The 21479-nt window shown below is 62.9% G+C and carries 23 protein-coding genes; 11 read left to right on the top strand and 12 right to left on the bottom strand.

Annotation, left to right across the window (positions count from 1 at the left end; genetic code table 11):
• Window positions 1-2: 2 nt before the first annotated feature.
• From M5B96_RS06045 to M5B96_RS06010, 8 genes are all read right to left on the bottom strand, one after another.
• Entirely contained in the window at window positions 3-929 is a 927-nt protein-coding gene (locus tag M5B96_RS06045) for a sugar kinase (protein ID WP_248795797.1), read from the bottom strand.
• 150 nt (window positions 930-1079) lie between these two features.
• Window positions 1080-2297, bottom strand: a complete 1218-nt coding sequence (locus tag M5B96_RS06040; RefSeq protein WP_248795796.1) for an amino acid deaminase — start codon at window positions 2295-2297, stop codon at window positions 1080-1082.
• A 37-nt stretch (window positions 2298-2334) separates the two neighbouring features.
• Window positions 2335-3099: an IclR family transcriptional regulator gene (locus M5B96_RS06035; protein ID WP_248795795.1), complete on the bottom strand. Its 765-nt coding sequence runs from the start codon at window positions 3097-3099 to the stop codon at window positions 2335-2337.
• A gap of 195 nt (window positions 3100-3294) precedes the next feature.
• Complete coding sequence (locus M5B96_RS06030) at window positions 3295-3681, bottom strand: RidA family protein (RefSeq protein ID WP_177056810.1); 387 nt, start codon at window positions 3679-3681, stop codon at window positions 3295-3297.
• Window positions 3682-3703: 22 nt separating this feature from the next.
• Window positions 3704-4480 (bottom strand): amino acid ABC transporter ATP-binding protein, encoded by a 777-nt coding sequence (locus M5B96_RS06025; protein WP_100941152.1) that lies wholly within the window; start codon window positions 4478-4480, stop codon window positions 3704-3706.
• A complete protein-coding gene (locus M5B96_RS06020; RefSeq protein ID WP_248795794.1) occupies window positions 4477-5139 on the bottom strand; it encodes an amino acid ABC transporter permease in 663 nt (220 codons plus the stop codon). The genes M5B96_RS06025 and M5B96_RS06020 overlap by 4 nt, the downstream gene beginning before the upstream one ends.
• A 9-nt stretch (window positions 5140-5148) precedes the next feature.
• Window positions 5149-5811 (bottom strand): amino acid ABC transporter permease, encoded by a 663-nt coding sequence (locus tag M5B96_RS06015; protein WP_152738858.1) that lies wholly within the window; start codon window positions 5809-5811, stop codon window positions 5149-5151.
• A gap of 53 nt (window positions 5812-5864) precedes the next feature.
• Window positions 5865-6707, bottom strand: coding sequence for a transporter substrate-binding domain-containing protein (locus M5B96_RS06010; RefSeq protein ID WP_191488431.1), 843 nt, complete (start codon window positions 6705-6707; stop codon window positions 5865-5867).
• A gap of 430 nt (window positions 6708-7137) precedes the next feature.
• Between M5B96_RS06010 and M5B96_RS06005 the strand changes: the two genes are divergently transcribed.
• From M5B96_RS06005 to efeO (M5B96_RS05985), 5 genes are all read left to right on the top strand, one after another.
• On the top strand, window positions 7138-7404 hold the full coding sequence (locus tag M5B96_RS06005; protein ID WP_248795793.1) for a DUF2790 domain-containing protein: 267 nt from the start codon (window positions 7138-7140) through the stop codon (window positions 7402-7404).
• A gap of 386 nt (window positions 7405-7790) precedes the next feature.
• Complete coding sequence (efeU, locus tag M5B96_RS06000; protein ID WP_248795792.1) at window positions 7791-8633, top strand: iron uptake transporter permease EfeU; 843 nt, start codon at window positions 7791-7793, stop codon at window positions 8631-8633.
• Between the two features lie 8 nt (window positions 8634-8641).
• Complete coding sequence (gene efeO, locus M5B96_RS05995) at window positions 8642-9835, top strand: iron uptake system protein EfeO (protein WP_248795791.1); 1194 nt, start codon at window positions 8642-8644, stop codon at window positions 9833-9835.
• Window positions 9836-9854: 19 nt separating this feature from the next.
• Window positions 9855-11171 carry an iron uptake transporter deferrochelatase/peroxidase subunit gene (gene efeB, locus M5B96_RS05990; protein WP_248795790.1) on the top strand — a complete coding sequence of 439 codons (1317 nt, stop codon included), beginning with the start codon at window positions 9855-9857 and terminating at the stop codon, window positions 11169-11171.
• Window positions 11172-11196: 25 nt separating this feature from the next.
• Window positions 11197-12021: an iron uptake system protein EfeO gene (gene efeO, locus M5B96_RS05985; RefSeq protein WP_248795789.1), complete on the top strand. Its 825-nt coding sequence runs from the start codon at window positions 11197-11199 to the stop codon at window positions 12019-12021.
• 175 nt (window positions 12022-12196) lie between these two features.
• On the opposite strand, the gene pssA is transcribed toward efeO (M5B96_RS05985), so the two are convergent.
• Window positions 12197-13540: a CDP-diacylglycerol--serine O-phosphatidyltransferase gene (pssA, locus tag M5B96_RS05980; RefSeq protein WP_248795788.1), complete on the bottom strand. Its 1344-nt coding sequence runs from the start codon at window positions 13538-13540 to the stop codon at window positions 12197-12199.
• Between the two features lie 196 nt (window positions 13541-13736).
• On the opposite strand from pssA, the gene M5B96_RS05975 reads away from it, so the two are divergent.
• The 6 genes from M5B96_RS05975 to pncA all read left to right on the top strand — a co-directional run bounded on the left by M5B96_RS05975 (window position 13737) and on the right by pncA (window position 17789).
• Entirely contained in the window at window positions 13737-14300 is a 564-nt protein-coding gene (locus tag M5B96_RS05975) for a TetR/AcrR family transcriptional regulator (protein ID WP_248795786.1), read from the top strand.
• A 115-nt stretch (window positions 14301-14415) separates the two neighbouring features.
• A complete protein-coding gene (locus tag M5B96_RS05970) occupies window positions 14416-14895 on the top strand; it encodes a DUF1348 family protein (protein ID WP_248795783.1) in 480 nt (159 codons plus the stop codon).
• A 229-nt stretch (window positions 14896-15124) separates the two neighbouring features.
• On the top strand, window positions 15125-15667 hold the full coding sequence (locus M5B96_RS05965; protein ID WP_248795781.1) for a tetratricopeptide repeat protein: 543 nt from the start codon (window positions 15125-15127) through the stop codon (window positions 15665-15667).
• A 54-nt stretch (window positions 15668-15721) separates the two neighbouring features.
• On the top strand, window positions 15722-16219 hold the full coding sequence (locus M5B96_RS05960; RefSeq protein ID WP_248795780.1) for an RNA polymerase sigma factor: 498 nt from the start codon (window positions 15722-15724) through the stop codon (window positions 16217-16219).
• Window positions 16216-17004, top strand: coding sequence for an anti-sigma factor family protein (locus M5B96_RS05955; protein WP_248795779.1), 789 nt, complete (start codon window positions 16216-16218; stop codon window positions 17002-17004). Before M5B96_RS05960 ends, M5B96_RS05955 begins: the two co-directional genes overlap by 4 nt.
• A gap of 131 nt (window positions 17005-17135) precedes the next feature.
• Complete coding sequence (gene pncA / locus M5B96_RS05950; RefSeq protein WP_248795778.1) at window positions 17136-17789, top strand: bifunctional nicotinamidase/pyrazinamidase; 654 nt, start codon at window positions 17136-17138, stop codon at window positions 17787-17789.
• A 54-nt stretch (window positions 17790-17843) separates the two neighbouring features.
• Here pncA and M5B96_RS05945 read toward each other — a convergent pair whose 3' ends face one another.
• The 3 genes from M5B96_RS05945 to M5B96_RS05935 all read right to left on the bottom strand — a co-directional run bounded on the left by M5B96_RS05945 (window position 17844) and on the right by M5B96_RS05935 (window position 21400).
• Window positions 17844-19523: a SulP family inorganic anion transporter gene (locus tag M5B96_RS05945; protein WP_412548583.1), complete on the bottom strand. Its 1680-nt coding sequence runs from the start codon at window positions 19521-19523 to the stop codon at window positions 17844-17846.
• On the bottom strand, window positions 19516-20133 hold the full coding sequence (locus M5B96_RS05940; protein WP_248795775.1) for a ParB-like protein: 618 nt from the start codon (window positions 20131-20133) through the stop codon (window positions 19516-19518). Before M5B96_RS05940 ends, M5B96_RS05945 begins: the two co-directional genes overlap by 8 nt.
• A gap of 91 nt (window positions 20134-20224) precedes the next feature.
• Window positions 20225-21400 carry a glycerate kinase gene (locus M5B96_RS05935; protein WP_248795773.1) on the bottom strand — a complete coding sequence of 392 codons (1176 nt, stop codon included), beginning with the start codon at window positions 21398-21400 and terminating at the stop codon, window positions 20225-20227.
• Between the last annotated feature and the right edge of the window lie 79 nt (window positions 21401-21479).

Here is a 21479-nt window from a genome sequence, read left to right as displayed (position 1 = left end):
CGTCAGCCTCGTGGAATCAGCGCCCCACGCACCTGAATCACCCGACTCGCCAGCCGATGCCCGGCCAACGCCGCTTCTTGCGGATCACCGCCCGTCAGGCGACTGGCCAGGTACGCCGCACTGAACGAATCCCCCGCCGCCGTGGTATCGACCACCGTCTCGATTTTCTGCGCAGGCACCTCGAACACCGCGCCCTCGCAGTGAATCAGGCAACTCTCCGCCCCCCGCTTGATCACCACTTCCGGGATGCCGATATCCTCATAGGCACGAAACACCGCCTCGCCATCGACATAATCGAACAGCGCCAGCTCATCTTCCAGGGTCAACATGGCCAGGTCGACATAGGGCAATACCGAGCGATACGCCTCACGCGCCTGCTCGACATTCGCCCAGAGACGCGGCCGGTAGTTATTGTCGAAAACCACCCGGGTATCGCCCCGACGGGCCTCTTGCAGCACCGCAACCAGTTTTTCCCGACCGAGTTCGCCCAGCACCGCCAGGGTGATGCCGCTGAAATACAGCACATCGTAATCCGGCAAAGCCGCCAACACCGGAGCCGATGTCGGTGCGGTGAAACAGTCGCGCACCGCCGCTTCGTTGCGCCAGTAGAGAAACCGGCGCTCGCCCTTGGCATCGGTCTGGATGCAGTACAAGCCGGGCAAGCGCCCCGGCAGGCGTTGCACCAGGTCCAGGCCGATGCCTTCCTCGCGCCAGATCCGGCACATGCTGTCGCTGAAGCTGTCATCGCCGAGCGCCGTGACATAGTCCACCGAGGCCCGTCCACCCAGTTCGCGGGACAGGTAGACGGCGCTGTTCAGGGTGTCGCCGCCGAAGCTCTGGTGCAGGCTGCCGTCGGCGTGTTGTTGCAATTCGATCATGCATTCGCCGATCAGGGCGATGCGCGGCGGGGGCAGGTTCAGGGTGGTCATTGTGCTGGTCTCATAGTGTCCGATACGGCTTTCTCGCGGCGGTGCGGCGTCCCGACAAGCTCCGCTCCCACTGGTTCTGTGTCGATCACACTGTTCGGGGTCGACACCGACACTGTGGGAGCGGAGCTTGCCCGCGAAGGCGATATCCGCTTAGAAGCAAGTCTCGAAGGTTTCGATCACACTCATCCGCTCATCGACAATGCAACCGACCCGCCACTTGTCAAACGTCAGGCACGGATGCGAGGTGCCAAACGACACAATATCCCCAACCTTCAACTCGCAGCCCGGCGCCACCGTCATGAATGCGTGCTGGTCCATCACCGCCGTCACCTTGCAGGCACTGACATCCTCGCCCATTGCCGGCAGCACCCCCGGCTGATAACGCAGCAAAGGCACCGGCAAGCCGGCATCAAAGGCCACATCGCGCTTGCCCAGGGCAATCACCGCGAAGCCCGGCTCCGGCATCGACTGCACATGGGCCCAGACCTCCAGCGCCGGACGCAAGCCTTCGCTCAGGTCACCCCGGCGATGCAGCACGCAGCACTGCGCGTCCTTGTAGATGCCATGGTCGTGGGCGACATAACTGCCCGGGCGCAGCACACTGAGAAAACGCCCATCGGCGTCCTGGGCTTCAAACTCCTCGGCGATCAGGTCGTACCAGGCCGAACCCGAAGCCGTGATGATCGGCTTGTCGATGGCAAACGCGCCGCTGTTGCGCAGGTCCACCGCCAACCGCACCAGGGAGCCGGCGAAGGCGCGAATCCCGCTCTCGGCCTGATCGCCGTGAATCACTCCTTCATAACCTTCGATACCGGTCAGGGCCAGTGCCGGCTGGGCCTTGATGGCCTGGGCCAGGTCCAGCACCTCCTGCTCGCTACGACAACCGCAACGACCACCGACCACGCCGTACTCGATCATCACGTTCAAGCGCAGGCCGCGCTCGGCGAAGAAAGCCCCCAGGGCCGCGACGTTGTCCGGGTGGTCGACCATGCAGTGAAACTCGAACTGCGCATCGGCCAGCAAATCGGCGATCAATGCCATATTCGGCGCGCCCACCAGTTGGTTGGCCATCAACACCCGCCGCACGCCCGCCACGTAGGCGGCACGGGTCTGCACGGCGGTCGCCAGGGTCATCCCCCAGGCCCCGGCGGCCAGCTGGCGCCGGAACAGCGCCGGGACCATGCTGGTCTTGCCATGCGGTGCCAGTTCGGCGCCGCTACGGCTGACGAAGTCCTGCATCCAACGGATATTGTGCTCCAGGGCGTCGCGGTGAAGCACCAGGGCCGGCAGGCTGACATCGCGCACCAGTTGCGCGCCGACGCCGGCGGCGCCTTTTTCCACGGCGGCGAAGTTCACGGCAGTAGACATTCCAAACTCCTTATCGGCGGCGCCCTTGGCGGCCGCGCTAGTCGTTGATGCGACGGGCCAGGTTGTTCGCGCTCTCGATCAGGACCCGGCGATAGTCGTTGTAGTTGGTCTTGGCATCGGCGCGCGGGGCGACGATGCACAGGGTGGCGATGCAAATGCCCCGCTCGTCCTTGACCGGCGCGGCGAAGCAATGGGTAAAGGTGTCGGCAACGCTATCGAAGGAAAAGAACCCGTCGATCCCGGCCTGGCGAATCTCCTTGAGAAACACCTCCAGCGGCAGGCGCTGGCCGTCCGGCAGGATGAAGTCGTCGTGGTCGATCAGGTCGATGATCTGCTGGTCGCTCAGGTGCGCCAGCAGCAGGCGACCGGACGCGGTCCAGGGGATCGGCGCGTTTTCACCGATGTCCGAGGAAATCCGGAAATGCCGCTCACCTTCCTTCATCAGCGCCACCGTGTACTTGCGCCCGTTGAGCAGGCACATCTGTGCGGTTTCCCGGGTCTGGCTGACGATTTCCTGCAAGGCATGGTCGGCTTCGCGGCTCAGGTCGAAATGGCGCAAGTGTGCCTGGCCGAGAAAATACAGCTGGCGGCCCAGGTAGACATGGCCTTCCTTGCCGACCGACTCGAGGATGCGCCGCTCAAGCAGCGACGCCACCAGCTCGTAGATCGTGGATTTCGGGCTGCCGATACCGCTGGCGATGTCGTTGGGACGCAGCGGCTGGCCGACTTCCTTGAGGTAATCGAGGATATCGAACGCCCGGTCCAACCCTTTGGCCCGGCGCTTGATGGTGTCTTCGGTCATGTCAGTGCCATCCCATTGGAAAAATTGCCGGGGAGTGTACCCAGAGTCCCGGGGCGACTGTTAGATCGCTTTCGCGGCGGTGCGGCGTCCCGACAAGCTCCGCTCCCACAAATTTTCGGTTGTAAGCAATACAGCGGCCCGCCCCTGGCTTTGTGGGAGCGGAGCTTGCCCGCGATATAGGCCATCAGGGTTTCATCACTTCTTCTTGTACGCGATGCAATCGATCTCGACCTTGCAGTCGACCATCATGTTCGCCTGGACACAGGCTCGTGCCGGAGCGTGCTCAGGGGTGAAGTACTCGGAAAACACCTTGTTGAAACTCCAGAAATCCCGCGGGTCTTCCAGCCAGACCCCGGCGCGCACCACATCTTCCAGGCCATAACCGGCCTCCTCGAGAATCGCGATCAGGTTCTTCATGGTCTGGTGCGTCTGCTCGACGATGCCACCAACAATGATTTCACCATTCAGCGCCGGCACCTGGCCGGACACATGCAGCCAGCCATCGGCTTCGACGGCGCGGGCAAAAGGACGCGGCTGACCGCCACCCGCGGTGCTGCCGGTGCCATAACGAGTAATGCTCATACTGTTCTCCTTGAATGAAAAGTCAAAAACGGGTGTTTTTCAGAAATTCCGCGAGACGCGGCGACTGCGGACGCTCGAACAGTTCTTTGGGTGGCCCCTGCTCTTCAATACGCCCCTGGTTCATGAATACAATCTTGTCGGAAACCTCAAAGGCAAAGCGCATCTCGTGGGTGACCAGCAGCATGGTCATGCCCTCTTCCGCCAGGCCCTTGATCACCGCCAGCACCTCCCCGACCAGTTCCGGGTCGAGGGCCGAGGTGACTTCGTCGAACAGCATCAGGCTCGGGTTCATCGCGATCGCCCGGGCAATCGCGACCCGTTGCTGCTGGCCGCCGGACAACTGCCCGGGAAAGTGATTGCGCCGCTCCAGCAGGCCGACCCGCTCCAGCCACTTCTCCGCCAGCGCCACGGCCTGGTCCTTGGGCAGCTTCTTGACCTTGAGCAAGCCCAGGGTCACGTTCTGCAAGGCCGTGAGATGCGGAAACAGGTTGAACTGCTGGAACGCCATGCCAGTCATGGCCCGATGCTGGGCGATGACTTTTTCCGGATGACGGACGCGCTTGCCGTTCACTTCGCTGTAGCCGATGGACTCGCCGTCCAGGGTGATCTGGCCGCCCTGGAACTCTTCCAGCAGGTTCACGCAGCGCAGCAGCGTGGTCTTGCCCGAGCCGCTGGAGCCGATCAGCGTGACCACGTTGCCGCGCTGCATATCCAGGTCGACGCCCTTGAGCACTTCGAGCTTGCCGTATTGTTTGTGCAGCCCGCGAATGCTGAGCAGTGCTTGGGAATCAGTCGTCATGGCAAGGCCACCCGCTTTTCAATATGCCGACCGAGCAGCTCGATCGAGTAGTTGATGATGAAGAACAAGAAACCGGCGAACAGGTAGAACTCCAGGGTCATGAAGGTCCGGGCGATCACCTGCTGGGTGCTGAGCAGCAGTTCGGCGACACCGATCACCGAGAGCAGGGTCGAGGCCTTGACGATCTCGGTGGACGAGTTGACCCAGGTCGGCAGGATCTGCCGCAGCGCCTGGGGCAACAGCACATAACCGAGGGCCTGGTGGAAGGTCAGGCCGATGGCCTTGCTCGCTTCCATCTGGCCACTTGGGATGGACTGCATCGAGCCACGCACGATCTCCGCCACGTGGGAACCACAGAACAGCGTCAACCCCAGGGCCCCGGCCTGGAAGGCGCTGATCTGCCAACCCAGGGCCGGGGCCATGTAGAAACAGGCCAGGACCAGGACGAACACCGGGGTACCGCGGATCAGGTCGACATACAGGCGAAACGGCAGGCGCATCCAGAACTTGCCGTAGGTCAGCACCAGGCCGGCGACAATGCCGATCAGGGTGCCGCAGATAATCGCCAGGAGCGACACCGCGACACTGGTCTGAAAGCCCTCCCAGAGCGTTTCCCGGGCAATCCACAACTCATGCCACCAACTTTGCGCTTCGTACATGAGTGCCTCCTATCGGCGGATCGCCAGACGCTGCTCGAGGTAACGCAGCATCAGGGCAATGAGGTAACAGGCGACCACATAGAGCGCCGTGGTGACCATCCAGGTTTCGATCACCCGGTAGCTTTCCACGTTGATCTTGCGGGCGTGATAGGTCAGCTCCGGCACGGCGATGGCCGCTGCCAGGGAGGTGTCCTTGAACAGGGAAATGAAGTTGTTGGACAGCGCCGGCAGCACGTTGCGCAACATCACCGGCACGGTGACATAGGCGCGTACCTGCCATTCACCGAGGCCGATGGCCAGCCCGGCTTCACGCTGGCCCTTGGGAATACTCAGCAGGCCGGCACGGAAGACCTCGGTCAGGTAAGCCCCGGCATACAGCGACAGCGTGACGATAAACGAGGGGATCTTGTCCAGCCGGATGCCCAGGCTCGGCATGGCGAAGTAGATCAACAGGATCAACACCAGGATCGGCGTGTTACGGATCACCGTCACATACACCGAGGCCAGCGCCCGCAATGCGCGATGCTTGCTGAGCAAGGCAAATGCCATCATCAGGCCGATCACACAACCGATGGCGATGGACACCAGGGCCAGTTCCAGGCCCAGGCCCAGTCCCGCCAGCAAAGTGTCGAAATCGCGCCAGACGGCGGCAAAGTTCAACTGATAGTTCATGGTTCGCAGTACCTTCGACGGGGCGCCGCACTCGGCGCCCTGCCCTTAACGGATCACTTGAATTCGACAGGGAAACCGATTTCTGGCGAAGGAAGATCGACACCGAACCATTTTTTGAAGGACGCCGCGTAGGTTGGGAACTCGACACCGGTCATGGCTTCATGCAGCGTGGTGTTGACGAAGTTCAGCCAGTCCTGGTCGCCGCGCTTGACCGCGCAGGCATAGGTTTGCGGGCTCCAGGCAAAAGCCGGGCTGCGGTACATGCCGGGCTTCTGCACCATCAGGTACTTGACCGAGGACTGGTCAGTGGCGGCGGCGTCGGCCCGGCCGGTGCTCATGGCCTGGTACATCAGGTCGACACTGTCGTACTGGTCGACCTTGGCCTTGGGCAGCGCCTGGTGCACCAGTTCCTCGGCATAGACGTTCTGCAACACGGCCACGGTGACGCCGTCGCCGGCGGCGCGCAGGCTGTCGATTTCCTTGTATTTGCTATTGGCCGGCAGCAGCAGCGCGACCCCTTCGCGGTAGTACGGCAAGGTGAAGGCGACCTGCTGGGCGCGGCTGGCGGTCACGGTGATGAACTGGCAGCTGATATCGACCTTGTCGGTCAGCAGGTTGGGAATCCGCGCATCGGAAGACTGCACCACGTACTCGACCTTGCTCGGGTCGTTGAACAGGCCCTTGGCGATCATGCCGCCGATATCGATATCGAACCCCTGCAACTTGCCGTCTGCGCCCTGGAAGTGCCACGGCGCGTTGGTGCTGCCAGTGCCTACAATCAGGTGACCGCGCTTGAGCACGCTATCGAGCTTGCTGTCGGCTGCTTGCGCAGCCACCGCCGCCGAAGCCGCCAGAAGAAAAACACAGGCTTTAAACAAGGAAAGTCCACGCTGCATGACGTTGCACTCCGATGATGTGTATTCCGCTATAACGGAACTTGGTATGTAACAACGGAATAGACAGCAGAAACTGTGCCAGCAGATTCAGCGCGTTGAAACAAAGAGAGAAAAATATATATAAATCAATGAGATAGATTTTATTGAAAAAACAATATCACACGCGCTAGCAGCGCAACGTGCTACGGAAGGCCACGGAGGTGTGGGTGTGAAGGCCCCAAAGCAGTGCGGGAGTGGGTGATTTCCGGGCAGCCTTCAGCCAATCCGTTAGCAACCTAATAAAAAGCCCCGTACTTAATTCAGCGTTAATCCTGCGGACCGAAAGTGAAGTCGACCGCGCTCGCGCAGGCTTGCCCTGACGCCCTCCGCGGCCTACCCAGCGCCACTCGTGGTGCCGGGATGAATGCTCAAGCCGCTTAGGAGAAACACCATGAAACTACCTAGCCTGCTGGTGACTGGCGCCCTGGCGCTCACGATCTTTGCCGGCCTGGCCCAGGCCGACACCTCCAGCACCAGCCAACCCGTGCCTTATCACTACGGCATGCCCCTGCACATCGCCAAGGTCACCTCGATGACCGAGCAACCGAGCCAGGACTGCAAAGTGGTTACCGCCGATATGAAATTCATCGATACCGCCGGCAAGCCCGAGAACGTCAGCTACCTCAAGCTCTCGGACGCCTGCAACTTCAATAACTGATTCCGCCTGTGAAGGCGGCCTTGAAGGCATCAGAAGCTTCGCGGGCAGGCCCTGCTCCTACAGTGCGACGTCGAATACAAATCTTGTGTCCGACATAAGCCTGTAGGAGCAGGGCTTGCCCGCGAACCGCTGCAAGCGGCCATCCACCATAGATTGCGGCGCCATGAGATCGCTTTCGCAGACAATCCCGACCCACGGAATCGCGACGACTCCTGCTCTGACATAGCGCATGTTCCCTCGACAGCAATCACTTGCCGCATACACGGCATTCCCACCTCTACCCCGCTCGTTCAGCCACCATTCAGCAATTAGCAATCAAAACTGTTTAGTAATGAGTATCATTATGTTACAAATTAGCATCCTCTCTAACACTGGTGCGTTACCGAATGCTGGTTCCCTTCCTGATCATGCTGCGCGAAGGCATTGAAGCCGCGCTTATCGTTGGCATTATCGCCAGCTACCTCAAGCAGACCGGCCGGGGCCAGTGGATGCCGGCGGTGTGGATCGGCGTATTTCTCGCCGCCGCCCTCGCCCTGCTGGTCGGCGGTGGCCTGGAGCTGGTCAGTGCCGAGTTCCCGCAAAAACAGCAGGAACTCTTCGAGGGCGTGGTCGGACTGGTCGCGGTCGGTATCCTCAGCTCGATGGTGTTCTGGATGCGCAAGGTCGCCCGGTCCATCAAGCACGCCCTGCATGAATCCCTCGACCAGGCACTCGCCGGCTCCAGGCATCAGGTCTGGGCGCTGATTGCCATGGTGTTTTTCGCCGTGGCTCGCGAAGGCCTGGAAACCGTATTTTTCCTCCTGGCGGTGTTCCAGCAGAGCGAGGGTCCGGGCGCGCCCGTCGGTGCCCTGCTCGGCCTGATCCTGGCGATTTTCATCGGTTTCGCCATCTACAGCGGCAGCATGCGCCTGAACCTCGGCCGGTTTTTCCGCTGGACCGGCCTGTTCATCCTGGTGGTCGCCGCCGGCATTCTCGCCAACTCGGTCCAGGCCCTGCATGAAGCCGGCCTGTGGAACCATCTGCAAGGCGTGGTCTTCGACATCAGCGCCACGCTGCCGATGGACGGTCCGGCGGGCTCGGTCCTGGCCGGCATGTTCGGTTACCAGGACGCGCCGACGGTCAGTGTCCTCGGCGCCTACCTGCTGTACCTGGCGCTCACCCTGCTGCTGTTCTTCATCCCGGCCGCGGCACCGGCGCCCACGCACACTTCTTCCGTTCCCAACCAGTAAGGTTCCCCATGTCCAACCCTGCAACTGGCAAACCGCCCCAGGCCTTGCGCTGGGCGGTAGCCGGCTCGGTGATCGTGATGATCGCGGCCGGCGGGCTGTTCTATTACGCCTCGCAACTGGCCGCGGGCAAGCGTCAGGCCCATCACAACGAAATCAGCGTGACCATCCAGGCCCACGGCTGCGAGCCGAATGCCCTGAGCGTGGCGGCTGGGCCAAACAGCTTCCGTATCCTCAACAGCTCGCAACGCGCGGTCGAGTGGGAAATCCTCGACGGTGTGCTGGTGCTCGAAGAGCGCGAGAACATCGCCCCGGGCCTCAGCCAGGTGATCAATGCCAACCTGCAACCCGGCGATTACGTGATTACCTGTGGGCTGCTGAGCAATCCGCGCGGGACCTTGCACGTCAGCCCTACCGCCGCTTCCGAGGCCGCGGCCAAGGCACGTCCGTCGATGACCGCCTTTATCGGTCCACTGTCGGAGTTCCGGGTCTACCTGAGCAGCCAGGGCATCGCGCTGATCAAGGCGGTCGACGCCCTGGAGCAGGCGATCGCCGCCGGCGACCTGACCCAGGCCCAGGCGCTCTATGCCCCGGCCCGTGCCGCCTATCAGCGTCTGGCCCCGGCCGCCCAGCGTCTCGCCGAGCTGGACAACACGATCAACGCCCGCGCCGACTATTACGAAAAACGCGAGCAGGACCCGGGCTTCGGCGGCTTCCACCGCATCGAGTACGGCCTGTTCCAACAACGCAGCGTCGACGGCCTGGTGCCGGTCGTCCAGCGCCTGCAAGCCGATGTCGCCAGCCTCAAGCAACAATTGCTGGCGCAGTCGCTGCCGCCGGAACAACTGGTCAGCATTGTCGTGCGCAATCTGCGCAGCATGGCCGATACCCGTGCCAGCGGCGGTGAAGAAGAGCGCTATAGCCATGTCGACCTGAACGGCTTCGCCGCCAACCTGCAAGCCGCGCAAAAGGTCATCGACCTGATGCGGCCGCTGCTGGTCAAGTCATCCGGCGAGCTGCTGGTGAAGATCGACAGCGCCGCCACGGCCCTGGACGCCGAATTCAACGGCCTGCGCGACGCCAACGACTATGTCACCTACGACACCGTGAGTGCCGCGCAACGCCAGCAGATCAGCGACAAGGCCAAGGCCCTGGCCGATGCACTCGATGGAATCGATCCCGCCCTAGGCCTTTCCGGCCTGTAACCAAGCAGACGATACGAACATGAGCGATTCAGAACAGCACAACGCCGAATTTTCCGCCCAACGCCGTCGTGTCCTGCTGGGCATGGGGGTGGCCGGTGCCGCCCTGGCCGGTAGCGCCCTGAGCTGCCCGGCGATGGCCGCCAGCCAGGCGCCAGCCCAGGTCACCGAAGCGCCAAGCAGCGACAAGACCCAGGACCGCCACGACTTCCATGGCAAGCACCAGACCGGGATCGTCACCCCGCGTCCGGCCGCCGGCATGATCGTCTCCTTCGACGTCCTGGCCAGCGACAGTGATGAACTCGAACGCCTGTTCCGCACCCTGAACAAGCGAATCGCCTTCCTGATGAGCGGCGGTGCGGTGAAACAGGTCGATGAGAAGCTGCCGCCGCTGGACTCCGGGATTCTCGGCCCGGTGGTCACCCCGGACAACCTGACCATCACCGTGGCGGTGGGCGAGTCGCTGTTCGACGAGCGCTACGGCCTGGCCGGCGTCAAGCCCAAGCAGTTGATCCGCATGGTCGGTTTTCCCAACGACGCACTGCAGCCGGAGCTGTGCCACGGCGACCTGAGCATCCAGTTCTGCTCGAACACCCCGGACACCAACATCCACGCCCTGCGCGATATCGTCAAGAACACCCCGGACCTGCTGCTGGTGCGTTGGAAACAGGAAGGCACGGTACCGGCCCAGGCACCGCTCAAGGCCGGCGAACCGGCCCAGAGCGCGCGCAACTTCCTCGGCTTCCGCGACGGCTCGGCCAACCCCGACTCCAACGATAGCAGCGCCATGGACCGCATCGTATGGGTCCAGCCCGGGGCCAACGAACCGGCCTGGGCCGTGGCCGGCAGCTACCAGGCGGTGCGGATCATCCGCAACCTGGTGGAACGCTGGGACCGCACGCCGCTGCAGGAACAGCAAAGCATCATCGGCCGAATCAAGACCACTGGCGCGCCCATGGATGGCGAGAAGGAAACCCAGGTCCCCGACTACAGCAAGGACCCGGAAGGCAAGCTGACCAAGCTCGATGCGCATATCCGCCTGGCCAACCCGCGCACCGCCGAAACCCAACGCAACCTGATCCTGCGGCGGCCTTTCAACTACTCCAATGGCGTGAGCAAGAACGGCCAGCTGGAAATGGGCCTGCTGTTCATCTGTTACCAGGCGGATCTGGCGCAAGGCTTTATCGCCGTACAAACCCGGCTCAACGGCGAGCCCCTGGAGGAATACCTCAAGCCTATCGGCGGCGGCTACTTCTTCACCCTGCCGGGCGTCACTGGCGATCAGGACTTTATCGGTCGCTCGTTGCTTTCAGCTGCAAAACAAAAAACCACTGCTTGACCCTTAACTCACCAGGAAACGTCCCATGAAGAAGTCGCCTCTTGCTTTGTTGTTGGCCCTTGGCTTGCTCCACACGCCGCTTTCGGCTTTCGCGGCCACCGCACCGCTGGATCTGGTGGGCCCGGTGTCCGACTACAAGATCTACGTGACCGCCGAACTCGATGAGCTGGCCAGCAAGACCCAGCAATTCACCGACGCCGTGAAGAAAGGCGACCTGGCCACCGCCAAGAAGCTCTATGCCCCGACTCGCGTGCACTACGAGAAGATCGAGCCGATCGCCGAGCTGTTCAATGACCTGGACGGCGCCATCGACTCCCGCGTCAACGACCATGAAAAAGGTGTGAAAGCTGAAGACTTCACCGGTTTCCATCGTATCGAATACAGCCTGTTCTCGGAAAACACCACCGACGGCCTCGGCGCCCTGGCTGATGGCCTGAACAAGGACGTCAAGGACCTGCAGACCCGCGTCGCCGGCCTGACCTTCCCACCCGAGAAGGTCGTCGGCGGTGCCGCGGCGCTGCTGGAGGAAGTGGCCGCGACCAAGATCTCCGGTGAAGAAGACCGTTACAGCCACACCGACCTGTATGACTTCCAGGGCAACATCGACGGCGCGAAGAAAATTGTCGACCTGTTCCGTCCGCAGATCGAGAAGCAGGACAAGGCCTTCGCCGCCAAGGTGGACAAGAACTTTGCCGCCGTGGACAAGATCCTGGCCAAGTACAAGACCAAGGACGGCGGTTTCGAAACCTATGACAAGGTCAAGGAAGCCGACCGCAAGGCCCTGGTGGGGCCGGTCACGACCCTGGCCGAAGACCTGTCGACCCTGCGTGGCAAGCTGGGCCTGAACTGAGGCCGGTATTCATCCCGGGGGATTGATATCGCCTGGGATGGCCCCATCGCCAAGCTGGCTCCTACAATGGTTCGGTTGAACTCGCTATCGCGAACGACCCGATACCGTAGGAGCAAGCTTGCTCGCGATGAACGATAACGCGGTACCCCTGTCTTCCCCCTGTCTTCCCCCTGCCTTACAACATCCGATACAACAACCGCTCGATCCGCACCCGACTGACCCGCCGCAGGAACTTGCCCACCGCTTCCGGATAGTCCATCAGGGTTTCCAGATCCTTGAAGCTGTCGATCCGCCGGGTATTCTCCATGATCTGGGCCAACTCCTTCTCGCGCATCTGCAGCAACTCGCGCCGCGGATCGTCGATCAGCAAGGCATTCTCCAGGTCCAGCCGGAACGCCCGCGGATTGAGATTGTTCCCGGTCAACAAGGTGTAACGCTCGTCGACCCACATGCCCTTGAGATGATAGGTGTTGTCGCCGTCACGCCACAGGTGCAGGTTCAGTTGCCCGCTGTCGATCACCGCCTGGTGACGCTTGGCGAAGCGCCGCAGGCTGATCTCATAGAGATAGGGCAAGGCGGCAATCACCTTGAACGGCTGGCTCGGCGGGATATAGAAGTCGTTGGCGGTCTTGTCGCCGACGATGATGTCGATCTTCACCCCGCGCTCCAGAGCCCGGTTGATTTCCCGGGTCACCGCCAGCGGCAGGTTGAAATACGGCGTGCAGATGCTCAGTTGCTGCTGGCTGGAGGCGATCAGTTCGCAGACCAGACGGTTCAACGGGTTGTTCTTGCCCAAGCCCACGATCGGGCTGACCGACAGGCCGAAGGTCGGCTCACCGCCGGCCGAGGTGTCATAGCCGGCCTTCTTCAGGCGGCTGCGCAAATCACCGATATCGCCGCGCAGGCTACGGGTGGTCGGCAGCTCCGGAACGTCGAGACGGCGTACCGCCCGGGAGGCCAGCAACTCGTTGCGCACCAACCCCTGCATGGAGTCGGCCAGGGCGGCGTTGTGCAGCAGGTGGTAACGATCGAAGCGGTATTTGTCGAACTTGTGCAGGTAGACGTTGTTCAGGCTGGCACCGCTGTAGATCACGCAATCGTCGATCACGAAACCCTTGAGATGCAGCACGCCGAACAGTTCGCGGGTTTGCACCGGCACCCCATAGATCGGCACTTGCGTCGCGTGGTCGCGGGTTTGCGCCTGGTACCAGGCGCTGTTGCCCGGCTGCTTGCCGGCCCCGATCAGGCCACGCTGGGCCCGCAGCCAGTCCACCACCACGACGATATCCAGCTCCGGACGGGCCGCCTTGGCCGCATGCAGGGCATCGAGGATTTCCTGGCCGGCTTCGTCTTCCTGCAGGTACAACGCCACCAGCGTGATGCGCTGCCGGGCACCGGCGATCTTCTCCAGCAGGCAACGCCGGAACTCGGCGGCCGACGGCAGGATGGTCAAGGCCTCGGCAGCCAGGGGGAAGCTGCGCAGCTTGGGCAACAGGGAGCGTTTGAAGAGCGACGGCATAGGGCTCGCTAGGGTCGAATGCGAAGGATCGGTAAGTCTACACCATGCGCCGCCCGCGGACGCGCCTTCGAAGAGGGCTTTGCCGCCAACCTGAAGTGGTTCGAGCAAGCGCTCGCCGACTGCCCCCTCTCACCCTTCGAAGTTTATTTCGAAAAGACGATTGACCACGGAGAACGATCGTTCTACTCTCTTTCCCATGAACGAAATCACTCCGAACCAGACCCGCGAAACCCTGCTGGATACCGCCGAGCAGTTGATCTATCAAAGTGGCATCCATGCCACCGGCATCGATCTGCTGGTGCGCACCTCAGGCGTAGCGCGCAAAAGCCTCTACAAGTACTTCGGCACCAAGGACGATCTGACCCTGGAAGCCTTGCGCCGTCGGGATATCCGCTGGATGCAGTGGTATCGCGGCGAAGTCGAGCGGGCCGCCAGTTCCGGCGAGCGCCTGCTCGCCCTGTTCAGCGTGCTGGGCGACTGGTTCGCCAGCGAGGGCTTTCGCGGCTGCGCCTTTATCAACACCGCCGGCGAAACCGGCGATCCGCGGGACCCGGTGCGTCAACTGGCCAAGGAACACAAACAGAAGTTGCTCGACTATGTGGTCGAGCTCTGTGAAGCACATGGCATCGCCGATCCCCAGGCAACCGGCAAACAGTTGCTGATCCTGATCGACGGCGCCATTACCGTTGCACTTGTCATGGGTGACCCCGGTGCAGCCGATAATGCGCAATGCATGGCGCGAACGTTATTGGCGCTCTGAGTCGCGTCCCGGATCGCCACTACGCTCTGGATGAGCGAGTGGCCGACGGGCCCGCGACCGCTTGAGCCAAGCGCGACACAACTAGCCTGAACCCTACTCAATTGGAGACATTGCCATGTCATCTGACGCTGACGTTCGCCCGCCACTTCCTCCCTTCTCCCGTGAATCGGCGATCCAGAAGGTCCGCCTGGCCGAAGACGGCTGGAATTCCCGCGACCCGGAGCGCGTGTCCCTGGCCTATACCCTGGACACCCAATGGCGCAACCGGGCCGAGTTTGCCCACAACCGCGAGGAAGCCAAGGCTTTCCTGAGCCGTAAATGGGCCAAGGAACTGGAGTACCGCCTGATCAAGGAGCTCTGGGCCTTTACCGACAACCGTATCGCCGTGCGCTACGCCTATGAGTGGCATGACGACTCGGGCAACTGGTTCCGCTCCTACGGCAACGAAAACTGGGAATTCGACCAGAACGGCCTGATGTCCAACCGTTACGCCTGTATCAACGACATGCCGATCAAGGCTGAGGAGCGCAAGTTCCATTGGCCGCTGGGCCGGCGTCCGGACGATCATCCAGGGCTCTCGGATCTGGGCCTGTAACTCCTGCCCCGCTCATTCCCGCCTTGGCTGGGAATGAGCGCCTTCAGCAAAAATCGCCCGCTGGGCGATTTTTTTCTGCTGCAATGAATAAATCCGCAACACCAGGTGTTCACTCGATAACAACTGTCACGACCGCCTGGCGACAGGCCTTGGTCAATAAATTCCAGCAGCAGCGAATAAAACCCGACGCAACAGCGTTTACCAGCCAACAGATACCGGAGCATTACCGATGAGCATTCGTAAAGCCACCTTCGCGGTTCCCTTCCTGCTCGCCAGTTGCCTGGCCGGGGCGCTGTCGAGCACGCCGGCATTGGCTTCGGGCGAAAAGCCGGAGTCCATGCCACCGACCTGCCCCAAGGGGCAAGTATGGAACAAGGCGAAAAAGGCTTGCGTCCCGTTTGTCAGCAGCCTGACGCCTGATGAAGACCGCACCGACTATGCCTACCGCCTGGCCAAGAACGGCGAGTACCAGGCGGCCCTGGACCTGCTCGACACCCTCAAGCAACCCAACACCGCCAAGGCCCTGAACTATCGCGGCTATGCCACGCGTAAACTGGGTCGCACCGACGAAGGCATCGGCTACTATCTGCAGGCTCTGGAACTGGACCCGAACTACGCCCAGGTCCGCGAATACCTCGGCGAAGCCTACGTGATCAAAGGCCGCATCGACCTGGCCCAGGTCCAGTTGCAGAGCATCAAGTCGCTCTGCGGCACCGGTTGCGAAGAATACGAAGACCTGGCCAATGCCATCGCGCACCCGATCCCAAGCTGATCACCGTTAAAGACGGAGGCTGTCATCGCCAGCGACAAGGAAATACGCACCGAGATGGGGGAGCACCTGCCGCGCCTGTGGCGTTACGCGCTGGTGCTGTCTCGCCAACGCCATATCGCCGAGGACCTGGTGCAGGCTACCTGTGTCCGCGCCCTGGAGCGCGGCGAGCAGTTCGTCTCGGGCACGCGCATGGACCGCTGGCTGCTGAGCATCCTGCACTCGATCTGGCTCAATGAGGTGCGCTCCCAGCGGGTTCGCCGTGGCCAGGGCCTGGTCGATGCCGACGAAGCCTTGAGCTTCGACGGCGAGCAAGTGGTACAGACCCACGTACTGGCTGCCCAGGTGATCAAGCGCGTCGATGCCCTGCCCGATGCCCAGCGCGAAACGGTGTTTCTCGCCTACGTCGAAGGCCTGTCCTACAAGGAAGTGGCCCAGGTGCTCGAAGTGCCCATCGGTACGGTCATGAGCCGGCTGGCCGCCGCACGCGTGAAACTGGCGGAACATCCGCCGTTGCGTGCCGTGCCCAGCACAAACAGCGGAGAACGGCGATGACTGACCAGCGTTCGCACTACACCCCCACGGATGAACAACTGGTGGCCTTTCTCGACGACGAACTGGGCGCCGAGGAGCGCAACCGGATTGAGGCGGCCCTGGCCCATGACGAAGCGCTGGCCGAGCGTCTTGAGTGGCTGATGCGCAGCGACCTGCCGTTCCAGGATGCCTATGGCGAACTGCTCGAACAGGCGCCCCGGGCCCGCCTGGAGGCCATGCTGCACGCCCTGCCGACAGAAAGGGAAGCCGCGGCGCCGATGAGCCGGCGCGGTTTTCTCGCCGTGGCCGCCAGCTTCATGGTCGCGGGAATTGCCGCGGACCGATTGTTCCAGGCCTGGCAGACACCCGCGCCGTCGAGCGAAATCAGCTGGCGTGGACTGGTGGCCGACTACATGGTGCTCTACACGGCGCAGACACTGGAGAACCTGCCCGGCGACGATGCCGATCATCGGGCCCAGTTGCACAGTGTCGAGCAGCACCTGGGCTTGGCGCTTGAGCCGGCCCAGGTCCAACTGCCGGCCGCACAACTCAAGCGCGCGCAGATGTTGGAGTATGAACATACACCGATTGCCCAGATCAACTACCTGGACCCACAACACGGGCCGCTGGCGTTGTGTATCACCCACTCGAAAACCGGGACCCGGGCCCTGGCGCAGGAAGTACGCCATGGCATGAACGTGGTGTTCTGGTCCGGGCCGACCTATGCCTATATGTTGATCGGACACAACCCGCTGACTGAGCTGAACGGCATGGCCGACCTGCTCAGGCAGCGTTTCGCCAGTTGAGTCCGGAATGGGTGTAACAGCGATGGCGATCCCTGTCTCACCGACGCCATCGCCGACGGTCAGGGCTGCTGCCTGGCGCAGACGCAACGACTAGAATCTTCCAGGTCGAATCCCATTTCCAAGGAGGTCTTATGTCCCCGTCCCACAACCTGCCGCCCCTGAACGATCGGCGCTGTGCCCTGGTGGTGATCGATATGCAGAATGACTTCATCCCCGGTGGCCAACTGGCGGTCCAGGGCGGTGACGAGATCGTGCCGCTGATCAACCGCCTGGGCGCCCGCTTTCGCAATGTGGTCATCGCCCAGGACTGGCATCCCGCCGGCCACGTCTCGTTCGCCAGCAGCCATCCGGGCCGCGCCCCCTTCGATAGCGTGCAACTGCCCTATGGCGCGCAAACCCTCTGGCCGGACCACTGCGTGCAAGGCAGCCACGGCGCACGGTTGCATGCCGATCTGGACCTGCCCCATGCGCAACTGATCGTGCGCAAGGGCTGCAACCGCGACATCGACAGCTATTCGGCCTTCGTCGAAGCCGACCGGCGCACGCCCACCGGCCTGGCCGGCTATCTGAAGGAGCGCGGTATCGACAGCGTCTACCTGGTCGGCCTGGCACTGGACTATTGCGTCGCCTGGTCAGCCCTTGATGCCCGGGCGGCGGGTTTCAGCACCGCACTGATCGTCGACGCCTGCCGGGCCATTGACCTCGACGGCTCACTACAGCGCGCGCTGGGCGAGATGGAAAGTGCCGGGGTGAAGCTCATCGACTCGATGGCGCTGCCGACCTGAACACAGTGACGCCCCCCGCGCCTTGGCGCGGGGGGGCCGGCAGCCCGGCGAAGGTCAGCTCGGGTTGCCCGTGTCGCTCGGCTGATTGACCTGCTGCACCACCGCATACACGCTCAAATCACTGAGCGTCACCTGCGCCAGCGTCTCGCCGGGCATTGCCAGCAGGGCCTGATGCGCAGCGTGCTTCAAGCGCGCGAACAACAACCGCTTGCCCTCGACCTGGAACCGCAGGATAAAGTCCTGCAAGGCTTCCAGGCTGGTGCCATCGAGATCCGGCGACTCTTCCAGGCTGAGAATCACCGAATGCACCTGCGGACCTTGCAGGCGAACCTGCCGCGAGACACTGCCCAGGATCCGTTCCGCGTTGGCGAAGAACAGCGGCTCGCCCGGTCGCACGATCAACAGCCCGGGCACTTCGCGGGCCTGGGGATGCAATTGACAGTCGACAAAATCATGGCCGTCGGCGATATGCCCCAGTACCTGGATGGACGCCGAGGACATTTGCCGCAACATCAGCATCAGGCTGATCGCCACCGCCGCCAGCAGGCCATCCAGCACCCCGAGCAGCAACACCGCGGCCACCGCACAGATCGCCAGGAAGCGATCCCGCCGCCAGATGAAGTAACGATGCAAGGGCTCCAGGCTCAGGGCCCGGGTCAAGGCGTGAATGACAATGGCCGCCAGTACCGGCTCCGGCGTCAGGGCGATCAGCGGCAGCAAGGTCAGTACGATCACCAGCACTACCAGCGCCGCCACCACCCCGGCAAACCTTGAAGTGGCACCGGCGGCGTCATTCGCCGAGGTCGCCGAGTAGCCGGCACCGGCGGGCATGCCATGGAACAGGCCGGACAACAGGTTGGCGCCACCCAGTACCAGCAGGTCGCGGTTGGAGTGGACCCGGTCACCGTGCTTGAGGGCAAAGGCGCTGATCGAGCCATAGGACTCGGCGTAGAGAATCATCACCATGGCAAAGCCCAGCTCCACCAGCTTCAGCCACTCGGAGAAGCCCAGACGTGGCAGCGACGGCACCGCCAGTTGCAGGTCGATCACGCCGATCAGGTTGACGCCGTAGCCAGGCAGATCCAGCCACTTGCCAGCCGCGACGCCGAGCATCACCACCAGCAACCCACCCGGCAAGCGCCGGTAGCGGCCGAGCACCGAAAGCAGCATCAGGGCGACGACCGCCACCACCACACCGGCCCAGTTCCAGAGTGGCAACTGGCTGAGCAATTCGGGCACGAAGCGGATCAGATCGCCGTGGGCGGGGTTGACATGGACGATACTCGCGAACTGCTTGAGGATGATGGTCACCGCCAGGCCGAAGGCAAAGCCACGCAACACCGGCTTGGCAATGAAGGATGTGACGCTGCCCAGCTTGAACAGGCCGGCGAGCAGGAACATCAGGCCGGTGATCATCACCAGGCCGATGGCCATGGTCAGGCGCAGCGCCATGTCGGGACCGGCCACCGAGACCGTGGCCGCCGCCAGCACCGCCGCCGACGATGAGGTGGCGGACACAATCGCATAACGGCTGGTGCCGAACAGGCCGTAGCACAGCAGCCCGGCGAAGAGTGCGATGACCCCGGCCTGGGGCGGTACGTTGGCGATACTGGAATAGGCGACCGCTTCGGGTAATAGCAAGCCGGCAATAGACAGCCCGGCAATCAGATCCGCCCAACCGCGTGTGGTTTCCTCGGCGGGCATCGGGGTGGGCGATACGGACGGCTCAGGCATCGATCGGACCACTCCAACCCGGCAGGTAACGTGCGGCCTGACTACGGGCCAGCTTGAGGGCGATCGCCTGCAACTGCTCGCTCGACGAACCGAGTTCGGCGGCGGTTATGCGCGTGCGGAAGAAGTCGGCCCAGAGAAACTCGCTGAAGGGCGTGACATCCTTGGCAAAGCCACCGGCCCGGCGCAAGGCACCGGCCAGGCTGCGATAGGGATCGTCCTGTAGCTCGCTGATACACCCGGGGACTTTGTCGTAACCGCGGCGAATACCCTTGGCGTCGTAGGGATGGACCCACTGGTGGAAGTCCATGATGGTCCAGAAGCTCGCGGGTTCGACGAACGAGAGGTCCTTGAGCACCACCAATGAGACCTTCTTCACCTCTTCCTGCATCAGCGCCAGGCCGAAGTGATGGTGATCGACGATGTAGTGCCGGCCTTCCGGCCCGAGCACGCAGGGAAACCAGTGGTTATCGAGGGCGGCTTCGCGCTCCTTGCGCTTGAGGGTTTGCCATTGGGCTTGCTTGAGGGCGACCTCTTGCAGGCCGACGGTGACTTGGGTGGGGTGCAATTTTGCAAGTTTTGCGCTGATCAGTTGCGGGCGGGCACGAGCCATGGAACATCTCCGGGCAGACAAGTCCGAAACCTTGGACTGATCGCAAGCTTAGCCCTGAATGGCCCGAGGAGACACCGGACATTGTCATTCTTCACGGACGGGACGATTTCCCGGCAATACCACAGCCCCGTGAACCGGCCGCCAGCTTCCAGACCCGGGCAATGTCCCCGGCCCGCGCACTCAGCAGGCGCGGCGCCTCGCGACAGGCCTGTTCCAGGCTCATGGGCCCGGACGCCAAGGCAAAAGCCGCGTCGACCCCGTGGGCGTACATCTGCTCATACCCTTCACCGAGGGTGCCCGCCAGCACGATTACCGGCACACCCTGTTCCCGGGCGATCCGCGCTACGCCGAAGGGGGTCTTGCCGCGCAAGGTCTGGGCATCGAAGCGGCCTTCGCCGGTAATCACCAGGTCGGCACCGCGCACCGCCGCGGCCAGCCCCACCAGTTCCGCCACCACCTCCACACCGGGCCGAAAGCGCGCGCCGAGGAAAGCCTTGGCGGCGAAGCCCAGGCCGCCCGCCGCACCGCTGCCCGGCTGGTCACGCACGTCCTGGCCCAGCACCCGGGCACACAGATCGGCGAAATGCCCGAGGGCCGCATCCAGTTCACGCACCTGGGCCGGGGTCGCGCCTTTCTGCGGACCGAAGATCGCCGAAGCGCCCTGCTCGCCGCACAGGGGATTGTTCACGTCGGCGGCGATCTCGAAACGCACCCGGCCAATGCGCGGGTCGATCCCCTCAAGGGCCACCCGCGCCACTGCGGCCAAGGCCAGGCCGCCTGCCGGCACGACCTCGCCGCGGCCATCGAACAGGCCCACACCCAGGGCCTGTAAGGCACCAGCACCGGCATCGTTGGTAGCGCTGCCACCGATCGCCAGGATGATCCGTTGCGCACCGGCATCCAGGGCCGCGCGGATCAACTCACCGGTGCCGAAAGTACTGGTGATGCAGGCATCGCGCTGCGCATGCGGCACCAGTTGCAAACCACTGGCCTCGGCCATCTCGATAATCGCCGTGGCGCTGCTCGGCAACCAGCCCCAATGCGCATCTACCGCTGCCCCCAGGGGACCGCGCACGCGCTGCTGGCGCAACTCGCCATTGCACGCCGCCAACACCGAGGCCACCGTCCCCTCGCCGCCATCCGCCATCGGGCATTCAATCAACTGCGCCTCGGGCAGCACCCGCGCCAGGCCTTCGGCAATCGCCCGGGCCACGCCTTCGGCGCTGAGGCTGTCCTTGAACGAGTCGGGGGCGATGATGATTTTCATGGGGGCGATCTCCAGTTCTTGTGACGTCCATGCTGCCAGTTGAAACAGGGAATGACGCCAGTCTGCTGCACAAGTCCGG

It is taken from the genome of Pseudomonas sp. MWU13-2105, from assembly GCF_023242315.1.
GTDB lineage: Bacteria > Pseudomonadota > Gammaproteobacteria > Pseudomonadales > Pseudomonadaceae > Aquipseudomonas.
The sequence above is the reverse complement of the archived record's forward strand: the minus strand, read 5'-3'. Positions and strand labels throughout refer to the sequence as shown.